This is a genomic window from Aeromicrobium sp. WCS2018Hpa-31 (genome assembly GCF_031843905.1).
GTDB lineage: Bacteria > Actinomycetota > Actinomycetes > Propionibacteriales > Nocardioidaceae > Aeromicrobium.
Window position 1 is genome coordinate 1 of record NZ_JAVTJF010000006.1, and the last position, 16,122, is coordinate 16,122.

General features: G+C 70.9%; 15 protein-coding genes. 4 read left to right on the forward strand and 11 right to left on the reverse strand.

Annotated elements, in window-relative coordinates; all coding sequences use genetic code 11:
* Nucleotides 1-78: 78 nt before the first annotated feature.
* From RQG84_RS08705 to RQG84_RS08755, 11 genes are all read right to left on the reverse strand, one after another.
* The gene (locus RQG84_RS08705) at nucleotides 79-1,473 is read right to left on the reverse strand and encodes a hypothetical protein (RefSeq protein ID WP_311209722.1); all 1,395 of its coding nucleotides are present in this window, start codon (nucleotides 1,471-1,473) and stop codon (nucleotides 79-81) included.
* A gap of 5 nt (nucleotides 1,474-1,478) precedes the next feature.
* On the reverse strand, nucleotides 1,479-2,294 hold the full coding sequence (locus RQG84_RS08710) for a hypothetical protein (RefSeq protein WP_311209723.1): 816 nt from the start codon (nucleotides 2,292-2,294) through the stop codon (nucleotides 1,479-1,481).
* A gap of 53 nt (nucleotides 2,295-2,347) precedes the next feature.
* On the reverse strand, nucleotides 2,348-3,001 hold the full coding sequence (locus RQG84_RS08715; protein ID WP_311209724.1) for a response regulator transcription factor: 654 nt from the start codon (nucleotides 2,999-3,001) through the stop codon (nucleotides 2,348-2,350).
* Nucleotides 3,002-3,077: 76 nt separating this feature from the next.
* Entirely contained in the window at nucleotides 3,078-4,217 is a 1,140-nt protein-coding gene (locus RQG84_RS08720; RefSeq protein WP_311209725.1) for a histidine kinase, read from the reverse strand.
* Between the two features lie 25 nt (nucleotides 4,218-4,242).
* Nucleotides 4,243-5,136 carry a DUF5936 domain-containing protein gene (locus RQG84_RS08725; protein WP_055966552.1) on the reverse strand — a complete coding sequence of 298 codons (894 nt, stop codon included), beginning with the start codon at nucleotides 5,134-5,136 and terminating at the stop codon, nucleotides 4,243-4,245.
* Complete coding sequence (locus RQG84_RS08730; RefSeq protein WP_055966555.1) at nucleotides 5,136-6,056, reverse strand: type II secretion system F family protein; 921 nt, start codon at nucleotides 6,054-6,056, stop codon at nucleotides 5,136-5,138. Before RQG84_RS08730 ends, RQG84_RS08725 begins: the two co-directional genes overlap by 1 nt.
* Nucleotides 6,057-6,058: 2 nt before the next feature.
* On the reverse strand, nucleotides 6,059-7,402 hold the full coding sequence (locus RQG84_RS08735) for a CpaF family protein (protein WP_235492920.1): 1,344 nt from the start codon (nucleotides 7,400-7,402) through the stop codon (nucleotides 6,059-6,061).
* Nucleotides 7,399-7,755, reverse strand: coding sequence for a TadE/TadG family type IV pilus assembly protein (locus tag RQG84_RS08740; RefSeq protein ID WP_056553692.1), 357 nt, complete (start codon nucleotides 7,753-7,755; stop codon nucleotides 7,399-7,401). Before RQG84_RS08740 ends, RQG84_RS08735 begins: the two co-directional genes overlap by 4 nt.
* Entirely contained in the window at nucleotides 7,755-9,338 is a 1,584-nt protein-coding gene (locus RQG84_RS08745) for an AAA family ATPase (protein ID WP_056553695.1), read from the reverse strand. The genes RQG84_RS08740 and RQG84_RS08745 overlap by 1 nt, the downstream gene beginning before the upstream one ends.
* A complete protein-coding gene (cpaB, locus tag RQG84_RS08750) occupies nucleotides 9,338-10,060 on the reverse strand; it encodes a Flp pilus assembly protein CpaB (RefSeq protein ID WP_055966565.1) in 723 nt (240 codons plus the stop codon). The genes RQG84_RS08745 and cpaB overlap by 1 nt, the downstream gene beginning before the upstream one ends.
* Nucleotides 10,057-10,959 (reverse strand): hypothetical protein, encoded by a 903-nt coding sequence (locus RQG84_RS08755; RefSeq protein ID WP_311209726.1) that lies wholly within the window; start codon nucleotides 10,957-10,959, stop codon nucleotides 10,057-10,059. Before RQG84_RS08755 ends, cpaB begins: the two co-directional genes overlap by 4 nt.
* Before the next feature lie 185 nt (nucleotides 10,960-11,144).
* Here RQG84_RS08755 and RQG84_RS08760 point away from each other — a divergent pair, with 185 nt between their 5' ends.
* From RQG84_RS08760 to RQG84_RS08775, 4 genes are all read left to right on the forward strand, one after another.
* Entirely contained in the window at nucleotides 11,145-13,016 is a 1,872-nt protein-coding gene (locus RQG84_RS08760) for a VWA domain-containing protein (RefSeq protein ID WP_311209727.1), read from the forward strand.
* Nucleotides 13,017-13,034: 18 nt separating this feature from the next.
* The gene (locus tag RQG84_RS08765; protein WP_311209728.1) at nucleotides 13,035-13,901 is read left to right on the forward strand and encodes a DMT family transporter; all 867 of its coding nucleotides are present in this window, start codon (nucleotides 13,035-13,037) and stop codon (nucleotides 13,899-13,901) included.
* 107 nt (nucleotides 13,902-14,008) lie between these two features.
* Nucleotides 14,009-15,202 (forward strand): acyl-CoA dehydrogenase family protein, encoded by a 1,194-nt coding sequence (locus RQG84_RS08770; protein ID WP_055966574.1) that lies wholly within the window; start codon nucleotides 14,009-14,011, stop codon nucleotides 15,200-15,202.
* Between the two features lie 16 nt (nucleotides 15,203-15,218).
* Entirely contained in the window at nucleotides 15,219-16,109 is an 891-nt protein-coding gene (locus RQG84_RS08775; RefSeq protein ID WP_311209729.1) for an alpha/beta fold hydrolase, read from the forward strand.
* The last annotated feature ends 13 nt before the right edge of the window (nucleotides 16,110-16,122 follow it).

The following is a 16,122-nucleotide window of genomic DNA, read 5'->3' on the forward strand; positions in this document are numbered from 1 at the left end:
TGGCCCCGGTTCATGGGCCCGAAGACCCGGACCGGACCCAGATCCGCCCGACCCGTCAGCCAGGTGGTGACAGGTGCGTCAGCAACCGCGGTCGACGAACCCGCTGCCGTCCCAGTAGCTGGAGGACACCATCGTCGAGTTCGTGAGGTCGCCCTCGATACCCGCCCCGAATCCTTCGCCCAGGGCGGGGATGTCGACGTCGAGGCCGGCGCCGTAGGTGTTGGGATCCACCTCGTACTGATCGAGGCTCACGGTGCCGGTGTCCATCGCCGTCTGGACGAACTGCCCGGCCTGGTACATGTCGGCTGCCGAGAGGTAGATCCCCGCGTCGGTCGCGACGTCGCCGGTGAAGGGGACGTAGGCCGTGGCCACGTAGCTGTCCTGCGTGTCGGTCGCGGGTCCGACGTCACCGGACTGCGCGTTGGCGCCGGCGGTGAGGGTCATGGTGATGCCGAGGGGCGTGCCGTCGGGGCCGAGGTGGATCTCCCGCACGAGGGTGCCGCCGGCCATGCCCTGGGCCTCGCCGCCGAAGGCCGAGGCCCACGCCGAACCGTCGGCCTGCGCGATGGAGGTCAGCACGTACCCCTCCGGCGTCGTGCGGGCGCCCGCGTAGAGGCCCATGTCGAGCTCCGCCCCCGCGCTGTACACGATGCCGGCGAGTGCCAGACCCGCTTCACCCTCGAGGCCCATCTGCACGTACTGCTCGTCCGGCTCGGGCGGTGCACCAGCCAACTGGTCGACCGCCCAGCGCACGGGGTTGGGCGGTCCCTCGACATCGCCGATCACCGGGATGTCCTGGACGAAGGGGATGTCGGCCGGCCCGGGGACGCGGGGAGCGACCTGGTCGAGAGCCTGCTCGCCCGCGACGCGCACGAGGAGGTCCTGCAGCTCCTGCTCGCTGCCGGCGTAGTAGGTCTGGCTGGCGAGGCCGGCGAGCGCGATGTCTGCGCCGGCAAAGGCGGTCGAGCCCTGCTGCACCCCGTCGATCACGACGTTCCCGTCGACGCCGATGCCGACGCCGTAGCCCAGGGCGCCGGCGTCGTGCACCGACACCCGGTACGTGCCGTCGGAGAGGGTCTCGATGGTCATGCCCTGCTCACCGGTGGCCGAGACGACGAAGGACCCGGTCGCCGAGATCGACCCACTCGTGGAGGAGACGACGCACGGCTCGTCGGGCAACCGCGACTCGTCCACGACCGGCTTGCCGTCCGGGCGGGCGTTCTCGTTGCCCCAGGGGGAGTCGGGGTCGGCGCCGTCGTCGCCGGGGACCTTGTCGCCCGGGTCCTCGCAGCCGCCGCCCAGGGAGGTGATCTGGCAGACGCGGTAGCCGACCTCGGACCGGAGCGCGGGGCTGGACTGGACGACGACACCGGTCGTGGCGGCGACGAGGATGGAGGCCAGGACGACGACGCCGACCGTCTCCAGGGAGCCCTGCCCTCGTTCGGACCGTCGGTGCGTCGCGAGCAAGGCCATCGGGATCACTCGATGAGTCGGGCGTTCGACCGGTCGATGAGGTCGATCAGCGGGTTGAGGCCACCGGAGCCGAGGTCGCCGAGGTCGGTGACGTCCTTGAAGATCGTGACGCCGTCGCACTCGAGGGAGAAGCTCGGCTTCGGCTCCTCCTCCTCTTCTTCCTCTTCCTCGTCGTCGCCGTCGTCGGCGCGGGCGACCGAGGGGGCCACCTCGTAGGACGAGAGCTCGATCTCGGGCACGGACTCGGTGAGGTCGCAGCCCGGAAGGTCGAGCTTGGCGCGGGCCTCGCTGTAGTTCTGCTCACCGTCGATGGAGCGTCCTCGGACCTTGGCGAAGGTCTCGAAGGAGAGCAGGCCCGAGACCGCCGGCCGCGGGATGTAGGTGACCAGGGTGCCGTCGTTGCGCTGGGCGTACTCGATGGCGGCGCTCTGGCCACCTCCGAGGTCGACGCTCTGCACGACCGCGAGGAGACCACCGGCCGGGAAGGCCTGCAGGTTCCTGAGCGCCTCGACGAGGTCCTCCTTGAAGGCCTCGACCCCGGCCAGGGCAGCGGCATCGGCGGCGCTGCGGCTCTTGGCCTTCGCGTCGGAGGCGTTGGTGAGGGGAAGCGCCATCGCGGTGAAGATCGCCAGACCGAGCAGCATCGCCACCACGAGCAGGGACAGCGCGGCCGCACCACGCTCGTCGCGAGCACGGGCCGGACGTCGGCGGGCGTGGTCGAGCACGGTGACTCCTGCAGGGTCGTCAGGACGGAGGGGGGAGCTGTCGGCGCGGGGGCGCAGCGACTCGTCCAGCATAGGTGCGGCAACGGCGTCGGACATGGGTCCCCGGACCCATCCTGGACCCACCGGTGCCGGTCCCTTCGGCTCCGGGCTCACACCGCGCCGCCCGGTCCGTCCGAGGCGCCGAGCCAGAGGCTGATCGCCTCGGCCCGGGTCGTCACCCCGAGCTTGGGGAAGATGTTGTTGAGGTGGTTCTTCACCGTCTTCTCGGCGAGGAAGCAGGCCCGCGCGATCTCGCGGTTCGACAGGCCGCGTGCCACGTGCTCCATGATCTCGGTCTCGCGGCCGGTCAGGTGCCACTGGCTCGTGTCGCGCGGGGGCGGCGCCTGGCCGGCGGCGCTCAGCAGCGCCTCGGTGGCGGCGGGCCCGAGGACGGACGAGCCACGGGAGGCGCTGACCACGGCGGCCACGATCTCGTCGGGCTGGTGGGCGCCGTGGACGAGGTAGCCGCGGGCCCCGGCGGCCATCGCACTGCGGATGACGTCGAGGTCGTCGGCGTACGTGAGCATCACGACGTGGCTCGTCGACGACATCGCGGCGGTGGCGCCCACGCCGTCGAGGCCGGGCATCCGGACGTCGCACAGCACGACGTCGGGGTCGAGTCGTTCGTTGAGCGTGACGCCCTCGTTGCCGTCAGCCGCCTCACCCACGACAGCGATGCCGTCCTGCGCGTCCAGGACGTTGCGCAATCCCATGCGGACGACCGCGTTGTCGTCGACGATGAGGACCTTGATGTCGGTGCTCATGGAGCCACCCCCCTTGTAGGAGCACGGTAGGGCAGAAGCGCCCCTGCGTGCTCGGTGTTCGCTCGCTGACGGTCGTTCATCCCGATCCCTTCGCGGCACGGGGCGTGCGCACGGTGACCGTGGTGCCTCGCCCTGGTGCCGTGACGAGCTCGAGGGTGCCGCCGACGTGCTCGGCGCGCTCCCGCATGCCGACGAGGCCGTAGTGGCCGGTCGGCGTGAGGCCGGGGTCGAAGCCGCGGCCGTCGTCGCGGATGGAGATGACGATGGAGTCCGGGTCGCCCGAGCAGGTGATCGCGGCGTTCTCGGCTCCCGAGTGACGGTGGATGTTCTCGACCGACTCGCCGGCGATCGCCACGAGCTCGCGCTTGACGCTGTGGTCGCAGTCGGCGACGCCACCCACGGTGAGGATGGTCTGCACGCCGCCCTGGGTGAGGCTGTCGGCCATGGTCCGCAGCTGCTGGGCGAGGGTGCGGTCGTCGGTCTCGGTGCGCAGGTCCACGAGGATCGAGCGCGCGTCCTGGGCGGCCGACTCCGCGGCCTGCTGCAGCTGGGTGGCCTTCTCCGTGAGCTGGTCCGGACCCTTGGCGGCCCACGCCGGCAGGGCGGCGGCGGCGAGGGCGATCCCGTGCAGGGCCTTGGCCACCGAGTCGTGCATGTCGCGGGCCAGGCGGGCGCGCTCCCGCTCGATCGCGGCGTCGGCCGACAGGCGGCGAGCGTTCACCTGCTCGCGCTCGGCCGACTGCAGCAGGAAGCGGGTCAGGATGCCCATCGCGCCCAGGGTGGCCGAGCAGATCGGGACGATCAGGATGCCGATGAACTCGGTCTGGGTGTCCTGCTCGATCGCGATCAGCACGATGGAGCTCACCTGGATGGCGAGCACGAGCGTGGCCATGCGCCGGGGGAGCAGGATGCCGATGAGCACCGACGTGGAGAACGTGTAGACCAGCAGAGGACTCTGCGCGCCCAGCAGCAGGGCGAGCGCGGTGGCCACGAGGACGTCGAGCACCAGCAGGATCGGGTGGGCCATGACCTTGCGCGTGAGCAGGTCGGTCGCGTACAGGCCCGCGGTGCTGCTGAGGGTGATGAAGCCGATGGCCGTCAGGCCGACGGTGCTCGTCACCGCGTCACCCGGGGTGATCACCACGATGAGCAGCGACGTCAGGCGGAGGAGGAAGGCGAACTGCACGACCTTGGCGACGAGGTGCGCCTCGGGCACCGACGCACGAGGGCGTCGGGGGCCGTCACCCACCGAGCACACCGCCGAGGTCGACGTCGGCACCCAGGTACATGCCGACCGCGATGATGACGATCGTCGGCGGCACCATCGCCATGGAGACGAGCAGCGTCACCCGCGGAACCGTCTTGGCGGCCTTCTGGCGGGACCGCTGGGCGGCGTCGCGGCGGCTGTCGCGCGCGATGCCGTTGAGCGACTCGGCCAGGGGCGCACCGAGCTCCTCGGCCTGCAGGAACGCCGACACGAACGACGACATCGACTCGGAGTCGCAGCGGTCGCGCAGGTTGGAGAACGCCTGCCGGCGCGGCACGCCGACGTCGAGCTGGTGGAGCGTGAAGGCCATCTCGTCGCGCAGGGGACCGGTGAACCGGGCACTGACCCGATCGAGCGCCGAGCGGAAGGCGATGCCGGCGCCGACGGTGACCGCGAGGACGTCGAGGAAGTCGGGGAGACCGTCGTCGATCGCCTCTCGTCGTTGCCGCTGGTGGCGCGACAGCCGTCCGAAGGGGAGCAGCGGGATCGCGAAGAGCGCGATGATCGCCTGGACGAAGCTGCCCAGCATCACGAAGACGAGCGAGACCGCGCCGAGGAACATCGCGTACTTGGTGAGCAGCTGGAGGAACGTGTCGACGGTCATGCCGTCCGGTCGCCCCGCCAGGTCGATGCGACGGCGGATGGAGGCCACGGTGCGAGGTCCGAGCAGCAGGGCCAGCTGGGGCGCGAGCCGTCGGGCGAACCGGTCGAGGGGGCTCACCTGGCGCTTGCGACGGTTGGCGTCGCGCAGCAGGGCGATGTCCGCGACGTCCCACGCCTCGAGGGCGTCGGCGCGCGCCATGCGCCACCCGAGCGCGAAGACGACGAAGCAGCCGGTGATCAGCAGTCCGAACAGCAGCGGCGACATCAGAGATCCACCCTCGTCATCTTGCGGACCGCCCAGATGCAGCCGGAGTACACGGCCACGGCGAAGATGATCGCGCCCTGCCCGAGCGGGTTGGTGATCATCTCGTCGACGGTGCCGGGGTTGATGCCCTCGAGCAGGAAGACGGCGAGCCCGCTCACGCCGAGGACGGCGTAGGCCGTGGCGATCGTCTGGGTGTAGAGCGTCTTGATCTCGCGCCGGACCTCCTTGCGGGTGTCCAGCGTCTCGGCGATGTCGCGCAGGGCGGTCACCAGACCACCACCGGAGCGGGCGCCGACGACGAGCGAGCTCACGAGGATCCCCAGCTCACGGGAGGGCAGGCGGCCCTCCAGGTTCGACAGGGCGGTGTCGAGCGGGACGCCGAGCTGGATCTCGTCGGAGACCGTCTTGAGCTCGGAGTGCGCCGGCTCGGCGAGCTCGTCGGCGGCGAGGGCCACGGCGGTCCGGATGGAGAGCCCGGCCGAGGCGGCGTTGGAGAGGGTGCGGGCCAGCTCGGGCATCTGGGCGATGAAGTCCTCGGTGTGCTTCTCGCGCAGCTTGCGCACGCGTCCGCGCACCAGGAGCGCCCCGACGACCACCCCGACGGGGGCGAGCAGCCAGGACAGCGTGACGCCGAGGGCCACGACGATCGTGGCGCAGAGTGCGGCGATGATGAGCAGCAGGTGCCGAGGCTTGACGTTCCAGCCCAGCAGGTTGATGGCCTCCTGCGTCCAGGGCCCGATCCGCGTGCGCAGGATGAGCTTGTCGACCCTCGATCGCCGCGCCAGGGTCATGTCCTCCACGACCCGGGGGTTGACGGCGAGGGCCAGGCTCGCCTGGGCCCGGACGTCCAGCCAGAACTGGTAGAGGGCCCCGATGACGAGGCAGGTGGTCGCGAAGGCGAGCAGGATCGTCAGCGCCATGGTCAGTCCAGGGCGGGTGACGTCGCGCCGTCGGGCACTGCTTCGCCGGCGAGCTGGAGCCGACGCACGAACGCCAGCGGGAGGGGACGGAACACGTGCTCGCCGCGGGAGACCTTGCCGGCCTCGATCGGCTCGGGCACGTACTCGCTCAGGGTGTGGAGCTTGTACGGCTCGCGACCCTTCGAGGAGAGCAGGGCGACGCGGGTGATGCGACGGGTGCCGTCGGCGGCGCGGTCGAGCTGGATGATGAGGTCGAGCGCGTTGTTGACCTGCTCCTGGACGGCCTGGAACGGCAGGTCCAGGTCGCTCATGCTGGCGAGCGTCTCGGCGCGGCTCAGGGCCTCGTCCGGGCTGTTGGAGTGGATCGTGGTGAGCGAGCCCTCGTGGCCGGTGTTCATGGCCGAGAGCATGTCCATGGTCTCGCCGCCACGGACCTCGCCGACGATGATGCGGTCGGGCCGCATGCGCAGGGCGTTGCGCACCAGGTCGCGGATCGTGACCGAGCCCTTGCCCTCGACGTTGGCGGGGCGCGACTCCAGGCGGATGACGTGGGTCTGCTGGAGGGAGAGCTCGGCGGCGTCCTCGATCGTGACGATGCGCTCCCGCTCGGGGATGAACGACGACAGCGAGTTCAGCAGCGTCGTCTTGCCCGAGCCGGTGCCGCCCGAGACGAGCACGTTGAGCTTGGCCCGCACGCACGCGGCCAGGAGGTCGGCGGTGCGCTCGTCGAGCGTGCCGATGGAGACGAGCTGGTCCATCGAGAACGGCCGCGGGAACTTGCGGATCGTGACCACGGGACCGTCGAGGGCCAGCGGGGGCAGGATCACGTTGACGCGCTCGCCGGTGCGCAGACGCGCGTCGACCATCGGGCTCGACTCGTCGACGCGACGGTTGACCGTGGACACGATGCGGTCGATCGTCTGGAGCAGCTGCTCGTTGCTGACGAAGCGTTCCTTCGCGAGCTCGATCCGACCCAGGCGCTCGATGAAGATCTGGTCGGGGCCGTTGACCATGATCTCGGTGACGGCGTCGTCGGCCAGGAGGGGCTCCAGCACACCGAGCCCGAGGGCCTCGGCGACGACGCGTCGGATGAGCGAGGTCCGCTCGCGGCTCGAGAGGAGGGGGCCGCGGGAGGCGACGAGGTGCGTCATGACCCGCTCGAGGCGGGCGCGTCGCTGGGGCAGGTCGAGCTTGGAGAGCTCGTTGAGGTCGATCTCGTCGAGCAGCTTCTCGCGGAAGTCGGCCACGAGCACGTCGTCGGCCTCGTCCGTCATCGCCGTGATGGTGCGGTCGACGTCCGCGCCGGACGACGCCACGGAGCTGGTGCCGAAGGTCTGACGCTTCACGGCATGACGCTCTCTCGGGTGAAGGAGAGGTCGAAGAAGGGCACGAGGTCGGGCACGTCGAAGCGGGCTCGGACGCCGTGGCCGGGGCCGAAGGTCTGCACGTCACCGGGGCCGACCTCGAGCCAGCCGGGCAGGGACTCGTTGAGGACCGTGGTCGCGGTGCCGGATCCCTGGGACTCGGCGCGCGCCGCCTGGCGGACGGCCGTCTGGGCCGTGGTGATGGCGTAGAGCGAGAGCGCCACCTGGGCCAGCAGCATGATGACGATGACGACGAGGGGCACGACGCCCACGACCTCGAGGGTCGAGGTGCCGCGCTCCGAGCGTCGCTGGGGGCGGTTGCGATGGCCGAACATCAGTTGTCCTCCCTGACCACGGGTGTCTCCGACGTGAAGACCAGCTTGTTCACGGTGACGCCGGGCAGCAGGAGCGGCATCTTCGATCGGACCTGCACCGCGCTGCTGCTGTCGAGGAGACGCACCGTCATGTTGTCGCGGAACCAACCCGGGACGTTGTCGAGGGCCTTGTCCTCGATCTGGCTGAGGCTCGCGCCGATGCCGGCCTCGCGCGCGGCCTCGTCCGAGGCGTGGCTGGTGTACGCCGCGGAGATGCCCCAGAGCCCGATCTGCCAGATGAGCAGCATGAGGAAGAGCACGATGAAGATCACGCCGGCGAACTCGACGGTGGCCTGACCCGCCTCGGCGGTGGGCGCCGGCGCGGCGTCCTCGCCCTTGCGCTTGAACAGCGTCCGGCGCTGGGTCGTGGCGGCGGAGGTGGTCGAGGAGGGCACCGTGCCGATGTCGTCGGCGAGGTCCTCGATGCGCTTCCACCACACCTTGGACTGGATCTCCGCCGGGTCCTGGTGGTTGAGGCCGCGCTGGAGGACGGTGAACGCCTCGGGCAGCGTGGTGGACAGCGGGGGTGCGGGAAGCAGACGGGACGCCGCCTCGGGCTGGATGTCGCTGTCCTTGCTCGTCCGGTTGAGGACGATCTTGACCCGGTCGACGTCGCGGGCGCCGACCCGGCTCCACTTCTCGACCGTGCGGTGGACGCCGCGCAGGGCCAGCAGGTCCGGGGTGGTGACCAGCAGGGCCGTGTCGGCGAGCTCGACGGCGGCGGCGCTGGCCGGGTTGACGGCGGCACCGCAGTCGACGACGACGAGGTCGAACTGGCGACGCAGGGCGGCCAGGATCAGCACCGTCTCGCGGTCGCCGACGAGTCCGATGTCCTCGATCTGGGCCGGGCCGAGCACCGTGGCCAGACCCGACGGCTTGCGGTGGACCGCCGAGCCGATGGTCTGCGCCGAGAGGTCGTCGGCGACCTTCGCGAGGTCGGAGACGTCGAGCCGGTGCTCGATGCCGAGGAAGTCACCCACGTCGCCGGTGTCGAGGTTGAGGTCGACCAGGCAGACGCTGCGGCCGGGGACCCGGGTGACGGAGTCGTGGGCGAGGTGCACGGCGAGCGTGGTGGTGCCGACGCCGCCCTTGGAGCCGTGGACGGTCACGAGCCGGCCGCGGGAGCCGAGGTCGGAGTCGTTGGAGTCGCTCACGAGGTGCCGGCGCATCTGCTGCACCCACTCGCCCGCCGACGTCAGCCGGCTCTCGAGCTCCTCGTGGGAGACCGGGTAGCGCAGCACGCCGCGTGCTCCGGCGTCCATCGCGGCCGAGAACACCTCGGGCGTGAACTCCTCGCTCAGCAGCAGGAGCGCGGTGCCGGGGCGACGCGCCGCGATCTCGCGGAACACCTGGAGGACCGGGACGGGACCGACCTGCTCGTGGATGAGGACGATCTCGGGGTCCCGCTGGGTGACCAGCTCCTGGAGCCGGACGGTCGACTCGGCCACGTCGACGATCGTGAACCCGTCGAGCTCCTCGACCTGGGCGCGCAGCTCGTACCCGGCCGTCTGGTCGGGTGCCGCGATGAGGACGGTGCGAGCCATCAGTTCTCTCCCTTGGGGATGTCGAGATCGTCGGCGTCGACCTTCTCGCGCTCGTCGGAGCGGTTGCTGGTGTTCGTGCCCGGTGGCAGACCCACCAGTCTCACGACCTGCGCGAAGGAGTCCGCGTACGTCACGGAGAGGGCGGCCGTCGGCTCCAGGGCCAGCGTGACCGGGATGACCTGCTGCTCGGTGAGCTCGTCACGGTCGGTGGTCTGGGTCCGCGTCTCCGCACCCCGCACGGACACGACCCGCACGTTGCGCACGAGCACGCGCGAGGTGCCGGTGCCGGCGTCCTCGCCGAACACGGCGTAGACGTCGACGAAGTCGCCGGCCCGGACGCGACCGGCGACGCCGGTCTTCGCGTCGACGGTGAGGGCGATCTCTCGCTCGTTCTCGTTGAGCGCCGACGTCGGCAGGATCATGTCGTCACCGATGTAGGTGCCCTGGGCGAGGTTGAACGCGACCCGGCGACCGACGACGTCCTCGGGGTTGCGGGTGGCCTGCTCGGAGACCCACTTCTCCGGCACCTCGACGGACTCGAGGTCGTCCTCCTCGATCACGGCGTAGGCGGACAGGTCGTCCGCCGCCCGGTAGACGGTGATCTTCGGCGCGACCTGCGAGTTCACGGAGCCGATGTACTGGATCGCCACGAAGAACAGCGCGACGGCGGCCAGTGCGGCGGCGAGCATGATCAGCACGCCACGGCGTTGACGGGGGTTCACTCACGGTCTCCTTCGGGGGCGGACGATCCGCTCGGGGCCGGGACGGGGGTCTCCGGGTCGAACTCGGGCAGGGGAGTGGGAGCCGGGTCGTTCAGCTCGGGGGCGTCGGTGCTCATCCCGCACACGGGACAGGTCGGTCGCGCGTGGCGCAGACCGCACCCGAGGCAGTCGACGACGTCGACGGGGCGGGAGTCGGAGTGGTAGGCGAGCGGGATCGCGACGAGCTCGACGGCGCGCTCGGTGCCGTGGGCGTCGACCTGGTCGCGGACCGAGCTCATCTCGCTCGTGCTCTGGGGCTGCAGAGCCTGACGGACCGCGTCCACGACCCAGGTGTCCTGGGTGGCTCTGGAGTGCAGAAGAGCGGTCTCGGGGAGGGGGTCCAGCCCGGAGATCGGTGCCTTGGGGGCCCGCACGATCCTGGGCGTCGGGTGGTGCACGGTCAGGAAGCCCGAGCCGGGGAGCCACGACATCGCGTGGTGCCACAGCGAGGGGTTGGGGTTGCGGCTCTTGGCCACCGACGGCAGCCAGGTGGCCGACCACGCCTGGGCGCGCAGCAGGTCGATGGCGTTCAGCTGCCAGGCCAGCCCGTCCTCGGCGTCGTCGATGTCGTCGACCAGCGAGGAGAGCACACCCACCGCGAGCGGGCCGCCGGGGAGCGGCTCGATGCAGGTCCGCAGCCCCGGGTACCGCACCGAGGCGTAGGAGACGAGGGTCCGCACCTCCTCGTAGTCGGCGACGGCGCAGGTGACGATCGGCAGCTCGCCACCTCGGTGGACTCCGGCGATGGTCGTCTCGACGGCATCGGGGTGACGGATGTCGGCGACGGTCAGGCCGTCGTGCTCACCCGACAGACCCAGGGACGAACCCAGCCGGGTCACCAGCACGACGCGACTTCTCATTGGCTCCCCCACCATGGTCTTGTCGTCCCTCGGGCCACGTGGCCTGAAGGACGAACGTACGGTATCCGGATACGTCCCCGTTGCGAAATCCAACGGTGCAGCGGGTCAAGTGTCACGCTTTTCCAAGAAATCGTCACCTGTCTCACAGTGCGGCCGGTCCTGGACCTTGCTCTAGACTCCTGGCCATGCTGCGGGGGATCTCCACGACACTGTCCATCGGTGCGAGCGTCACGCTCGGTGCCACCTTCCTTCTGGGGGTCGCACCCACGGCCTCGGCGGCCGACGACGAGTCGGTGCTCGGCCAGGGCGGAGGCTCGCTGATCCTCGTCCTCGACGGCTCGGGATCCATGAAGGAGGCCGGCGGCAGCGGAAGCACCCGCATGGAGGAGGCCAAGAAGGGCCTCAACGGCGTGATCGACGACCTTCCCGACGACGCGAACGTCGGCCTTCGCGTCTACGGCTCGGAGATCAGCGACGGACCCGGCTCCTGCGAGGACAGCGAGCTGCTGGTCCCCGTGGAGCCGGTCGACAAGGACGCCCTGCGCGCAGGCGTCGAGAAGCTCAAGCCGCTCGGCAACACCCCGATCGCGTACTCGCTCGAGAAGGCCTACGCCGACCTGCCGAAGGAGGGCCCGCGCAGCATCGTCCTCGTCTCGGACGGCGAGGAGAACTGCCAGGGTGATCCGTGCAAGGTGGCGGCCGACCTCAAGAAGAAGGGCGCCGACTTCTACGTCGACGTCGTGGGCCTGCAGGTCGACGCCAAGTCGCGCGAGCAGCTCACCTGCGTCGCGTCTGCCGGTGGTGGCACCTACTACGACGTGAAGGACCTGTCCGAGCTCCAGGAGACGCTGACCCGCACGTCCATCCGCGCGGCTCGCGGCTACGAGGCGGCCGGCCTCCCGGTCGAGGGCGGCACGTCCCCCGAGGACGCCGCCGACATCGAGGACGGCCAGTGGCTCGACACGATCGGCGACTCCGGCGTCGAGAACTACGCCCTTCCTGACCCGGGCAAGGGGACGATCCACGTGAGTGCGGCCACCCTGCCGACCAAGGGCTTCTCCGGTGTCTCCCAGGTCGACCTCAAGATCGTGGGCGCCGACGGCCAGGCGTGCGGGCGAGGGGTGCGCGAGGCCTCGCAGGGAGCGGGCAACGGTGGCGCACCCATCGTGGCCGCCTACTCGCTGTCCGCCGCCGACCGGGAGGACTGCAGCGAGGGCCCGTACGTCGCCCAGGTGGGCTCGAACAACGACGAGGTCCAGGGGCTGGAGATCCTGCTGCGCACCGAGCCCGGTGTCGAGGACCCCGACGCGCTGCCGGCCGCGTTCGGCAAGACGAGCGGATTCTCCGACGCCATCGAGGGTGACGCCCCGAGCGGCAGCCCGGTGTCCGTGATCGGCGGGCCGAACTTCTCGTCGGCGCCCCCGACCGCGCCCGGGACCTACGAGGACTCGGTCCTGGCCGGGGAGACGCTGTTCTACCGCGTCCCCGACGTGGGCTGGGGTCAGTCGGCGGTGTGCGACGCGACGCTCGGCACCTCCACCCAGGCGGCCGACGCCTTCGGACGTGGTGTCGGCGTGAACACCCAGGTGCGGGTGTACGGACCCCTCAAGACCGTCGCGGACGACTTCTCGTCGCAGACCGGTCGCAAGCAGTGGCGCGGCGACGAGGCCGTGGCCCTGCACGCGGCGTCGCCGCCCGTCGTGTACCGCAACCGCGAGTCGACGAGCGAGGCTCCCAAGGCGACGCAGGTCGACGGCGACTTCTACTGCTCGATCACCGTGCTGCCGATGTCCGCCGCGTCGACCGAGGAGATCGGCGAGATCGGCGTGACCCTCACGACGAGCGTCGTGGGTGAGGAGTCGGGCGAGCCGACCTACCTCGAGGACCCGAAGGAGACCGCCAACGACAAGGCGGCCGACGAGTCGTCCGACGGCGGACCCGCGTGGTGGATCATCGCCGCCGGCGTCGCGGCTCTCGTCGTGGTCGCCCTCGCCCTGCTCGCCGCACTGCGTCGCCGCAGCGGCGCGGGCGACGCCGAGGTCCCTCCTGGCGAGTGACCGGTCACGGGTCCGCCCGTGACCTGGTTCCTCGCGGTCGTCGCCCTGCTGGGCGTCAGCGCCTCCGGGCCGCTGATGGCAGCGACGGCTGCACCCGCCCTGGTCATCGCGTTCTGGCGCAACGCCGCGGCGACGGCCGTGCTCGCGCCGTTCGCGGTGCGTCGGCGCGCCGACCTGGCGGGCCTGCGGTGGCGTGACCTGCGCGGGACGGTCTTCGCCGGCCTGATGCTCGCGGTGCACTTCGCCGCCTGGGTGGGTGCGCTCAAGCTCACGACGGTGGCGGCCGCGACGGCGCTGACGTGCACCCAGCTGGTGTGGGTGGTGGCCATCGACCGGCTGCGGGGGGTGCGGCCCGGGCGGCGGGTCGTCGTCGGCTGCACGGTGGCCTCGGTCGGTGTGCTCGTCGTCTCGGGCGTCGACTTCACCGTGTCGTCGCGAGCCCTGCTGGGCGACCTGCTCGCGATCGTGGGCGGACTCGGTGCCGCGCTCTACCTGGTGGCGGGGGAGGGCGCCCGGCGGCGCCTGACCACGACCCACTACACGACGCTCTGCTACGGGGTGTGCGCGCTCGTCCTGGCCGTCGGCTGCGTCGCCACCGGCGCCTCCTTCGTCGGCTACGACGCCCGTGTGTGGGTGCTCCTCGCCTCCGTCACCGTGTGCGCGCAGCTGCTGGGGCACTCGGTGCTGAACCACCTGCTCGTCGTCATGAGCCCGACCGTCATCTCCCTGCTCCTGCTGCTGGAGGTCCCCGCGGCGGCGCTCCTCGCCGCAGCCTTCCTCGGGCAGGCGCCTCCGGCCGGGGTGTACCTCGGGCTGGGGCTCGTCGTGGCCGGCCTGGTGGTCGTGGTGCGCTCCCGGCGCACCCCCGTCGAACCGGTCGCCTGAGCGGGACTCGCAGCGGCGACGTGCCGTGGGTCACCCGAGGTCGGGCGGTGCGCGACGTTACCGATCGGTATGGTCAGGACGTCACCCCACCAGACTCAGGAGCACGCATGGGACGTCTTGCCAGCACCGAGGGCCTCACCGAGGAGCAGACCGCGATCCTCTCGACGATCCGCGAGTTCGTCGACGAGAAGATCATCCCCGTCGCCCAGGAGCTCGAGCACGCCGACGAGTACCCGACCGAGATCATCGAGGGACTCAAGGAGCTCGGCGTCTTCGGCCTGACGATCCCCGAGGAGTACGACGGGCTGGGGGAGTCGCTGCTGACGTACGCGCTCGTGGTCGAGGAGATCGCCCGCGGCTGGATGAGCGTCTCGGGCGTCATCAACACCCACTTCATCGTCGCCTACCTGCTGATCCAGCACGGCACGGAGGAGCAGAAGAAGAAGTACCTGCCGAAGATGGCCACCGGCGAGGTCCGAGGCGCGTTCAGCATGTCCGAGCCGGGCCTGGGGTCCGACGTCTCGGCCATCTCGACCAAGGCCACGAAGGCCGACGACGGCTCCTACTCGATCACCGGCCAGAAGATGTGGCTGACCAACGGCGGCACGTCCACGCTCGTGGCGACGCTGTGCAAGACCGACGAGGGTGCGGACTCGGTCTACAAGAACATGACCACGTTCCTGGTCGAGAAGGAGCCGGGCTTCGGCGAGACGGCCCAGGGCGTCACGGTGCCCGGGAAGATCGCGAAGATGGGCTACAAGGGCGTCGAGACGACCGAGCTCATCCTGGAGGACCACAAGATCTCGGCCGACCAGATCCTCGGCGGGGAGCCGGGCAAGGGCTTCTTCCAGATGATGGACGGTGTCGAGGTCGGGCGCGTCAACGTCGCCGCCCGCGCCTGCGGTCTCGCGATCCGGGGCTTCGAGCTCGCGATCGCCTATGCCCAGCAGCGCAAGACCTTCGGCAAGCAGATCGCCGACCACCAGGCCGTGCTGTTCCGCCTGGCCGAGATGGCCACCAAGGTCGAGACGATCCACGCCATGATGGTCCGGTCGGCCCGGCTGAAGGACACCGGCAAGCGCATGGACGTCGAGGCCGGTATGGCCAAGATGCTCGCCAGCGAGTACGCCAACGAGGTCGTCGAGGACTCCTTCCGCATCCACGGCGGCTACGGCTACTCCAAGGAGTACGAGATCGAGCGGCTCATGCGCGAGGTCAAGTTCATGCTGATCGGCGAGGGCACGTCCGACATCCAGAAGATGATCATCGGCCGGGCGCTCCTCAAGGACTACAAGCTCTGAGCGGGGCGACGGTCCGATGACGCAGCGCGAGGACGTCACGTTCACGTCGCACGGGACGTCCTGCGCGGCCTGGGTGTACCGACCCGACGGCGACCCCGGCGGCCCGGTCGTCGTCATGGCCCACGGCCTGGGCGGCGTGCGGGAGATGCGGCTCGACGCGTTCGCCGAGCGCTTCGCCGAGGCGGGCTACGTGTGCCTGGTGTTCGACTACCGGCACTTCGGGGCGAGCGGCGGCGAGCCGCGCCAGCTGCTCTCGGTCCGGCGCCAGCGCCAGGACTGGGCGGCGGCGGTCGCGTTCGCGCGGACGCTGCCGGGCGTCGACCCCGAACGGGTGGTGCTGTGGGGGTCCTCGTTCTCCGGTGGGCACGTCATCGCCGTGGGTGCGCAGGACCCGCGCCTGGCTGCCGTGGTGTCGCAGTGCCCGTACACCGACGGCCTGGCGTCGAGCCTCGCCGTGCGCCCGCTGACGTCCCTGCGGGTCACGGTCAGGGCGCTTCGCGACCTGGTCGGCTCGTGGTTCCGTCGTCCCCCTCGGACCATCCCCCTCGCGGGGGAGCCGGGCACCGTCGCGCTCATGACCGCGCCGGACGCCGTCCCCGGCTACCTCGCGCTGGTCGAGGACGGCTCGACCTTCCGCAACGAGGTCGCGGCGCGCGTGGCCCTCTCGATCGCCACCGGGCGCCCCGGGACCCGTGCCCGCCGTCTTGCCTGTCCGGCCCTGTTCGTGGTCTGCGAGCGCGACACCGTGGCGCCGGCGAAGGCGACGCTCAAGCACGTCGCGAAGGCCCCCCGCGGCGAGGTGGTGCGCCGCGACACCGGCCACTTCGACATCTACGTGGGCGAGGAGTTCGAGACGACGGTGCGCGACGAGCTGGCGTTCCTGGGTCGTCACGTGCCCGTGGCCTGAGCGGTCGGGCGAA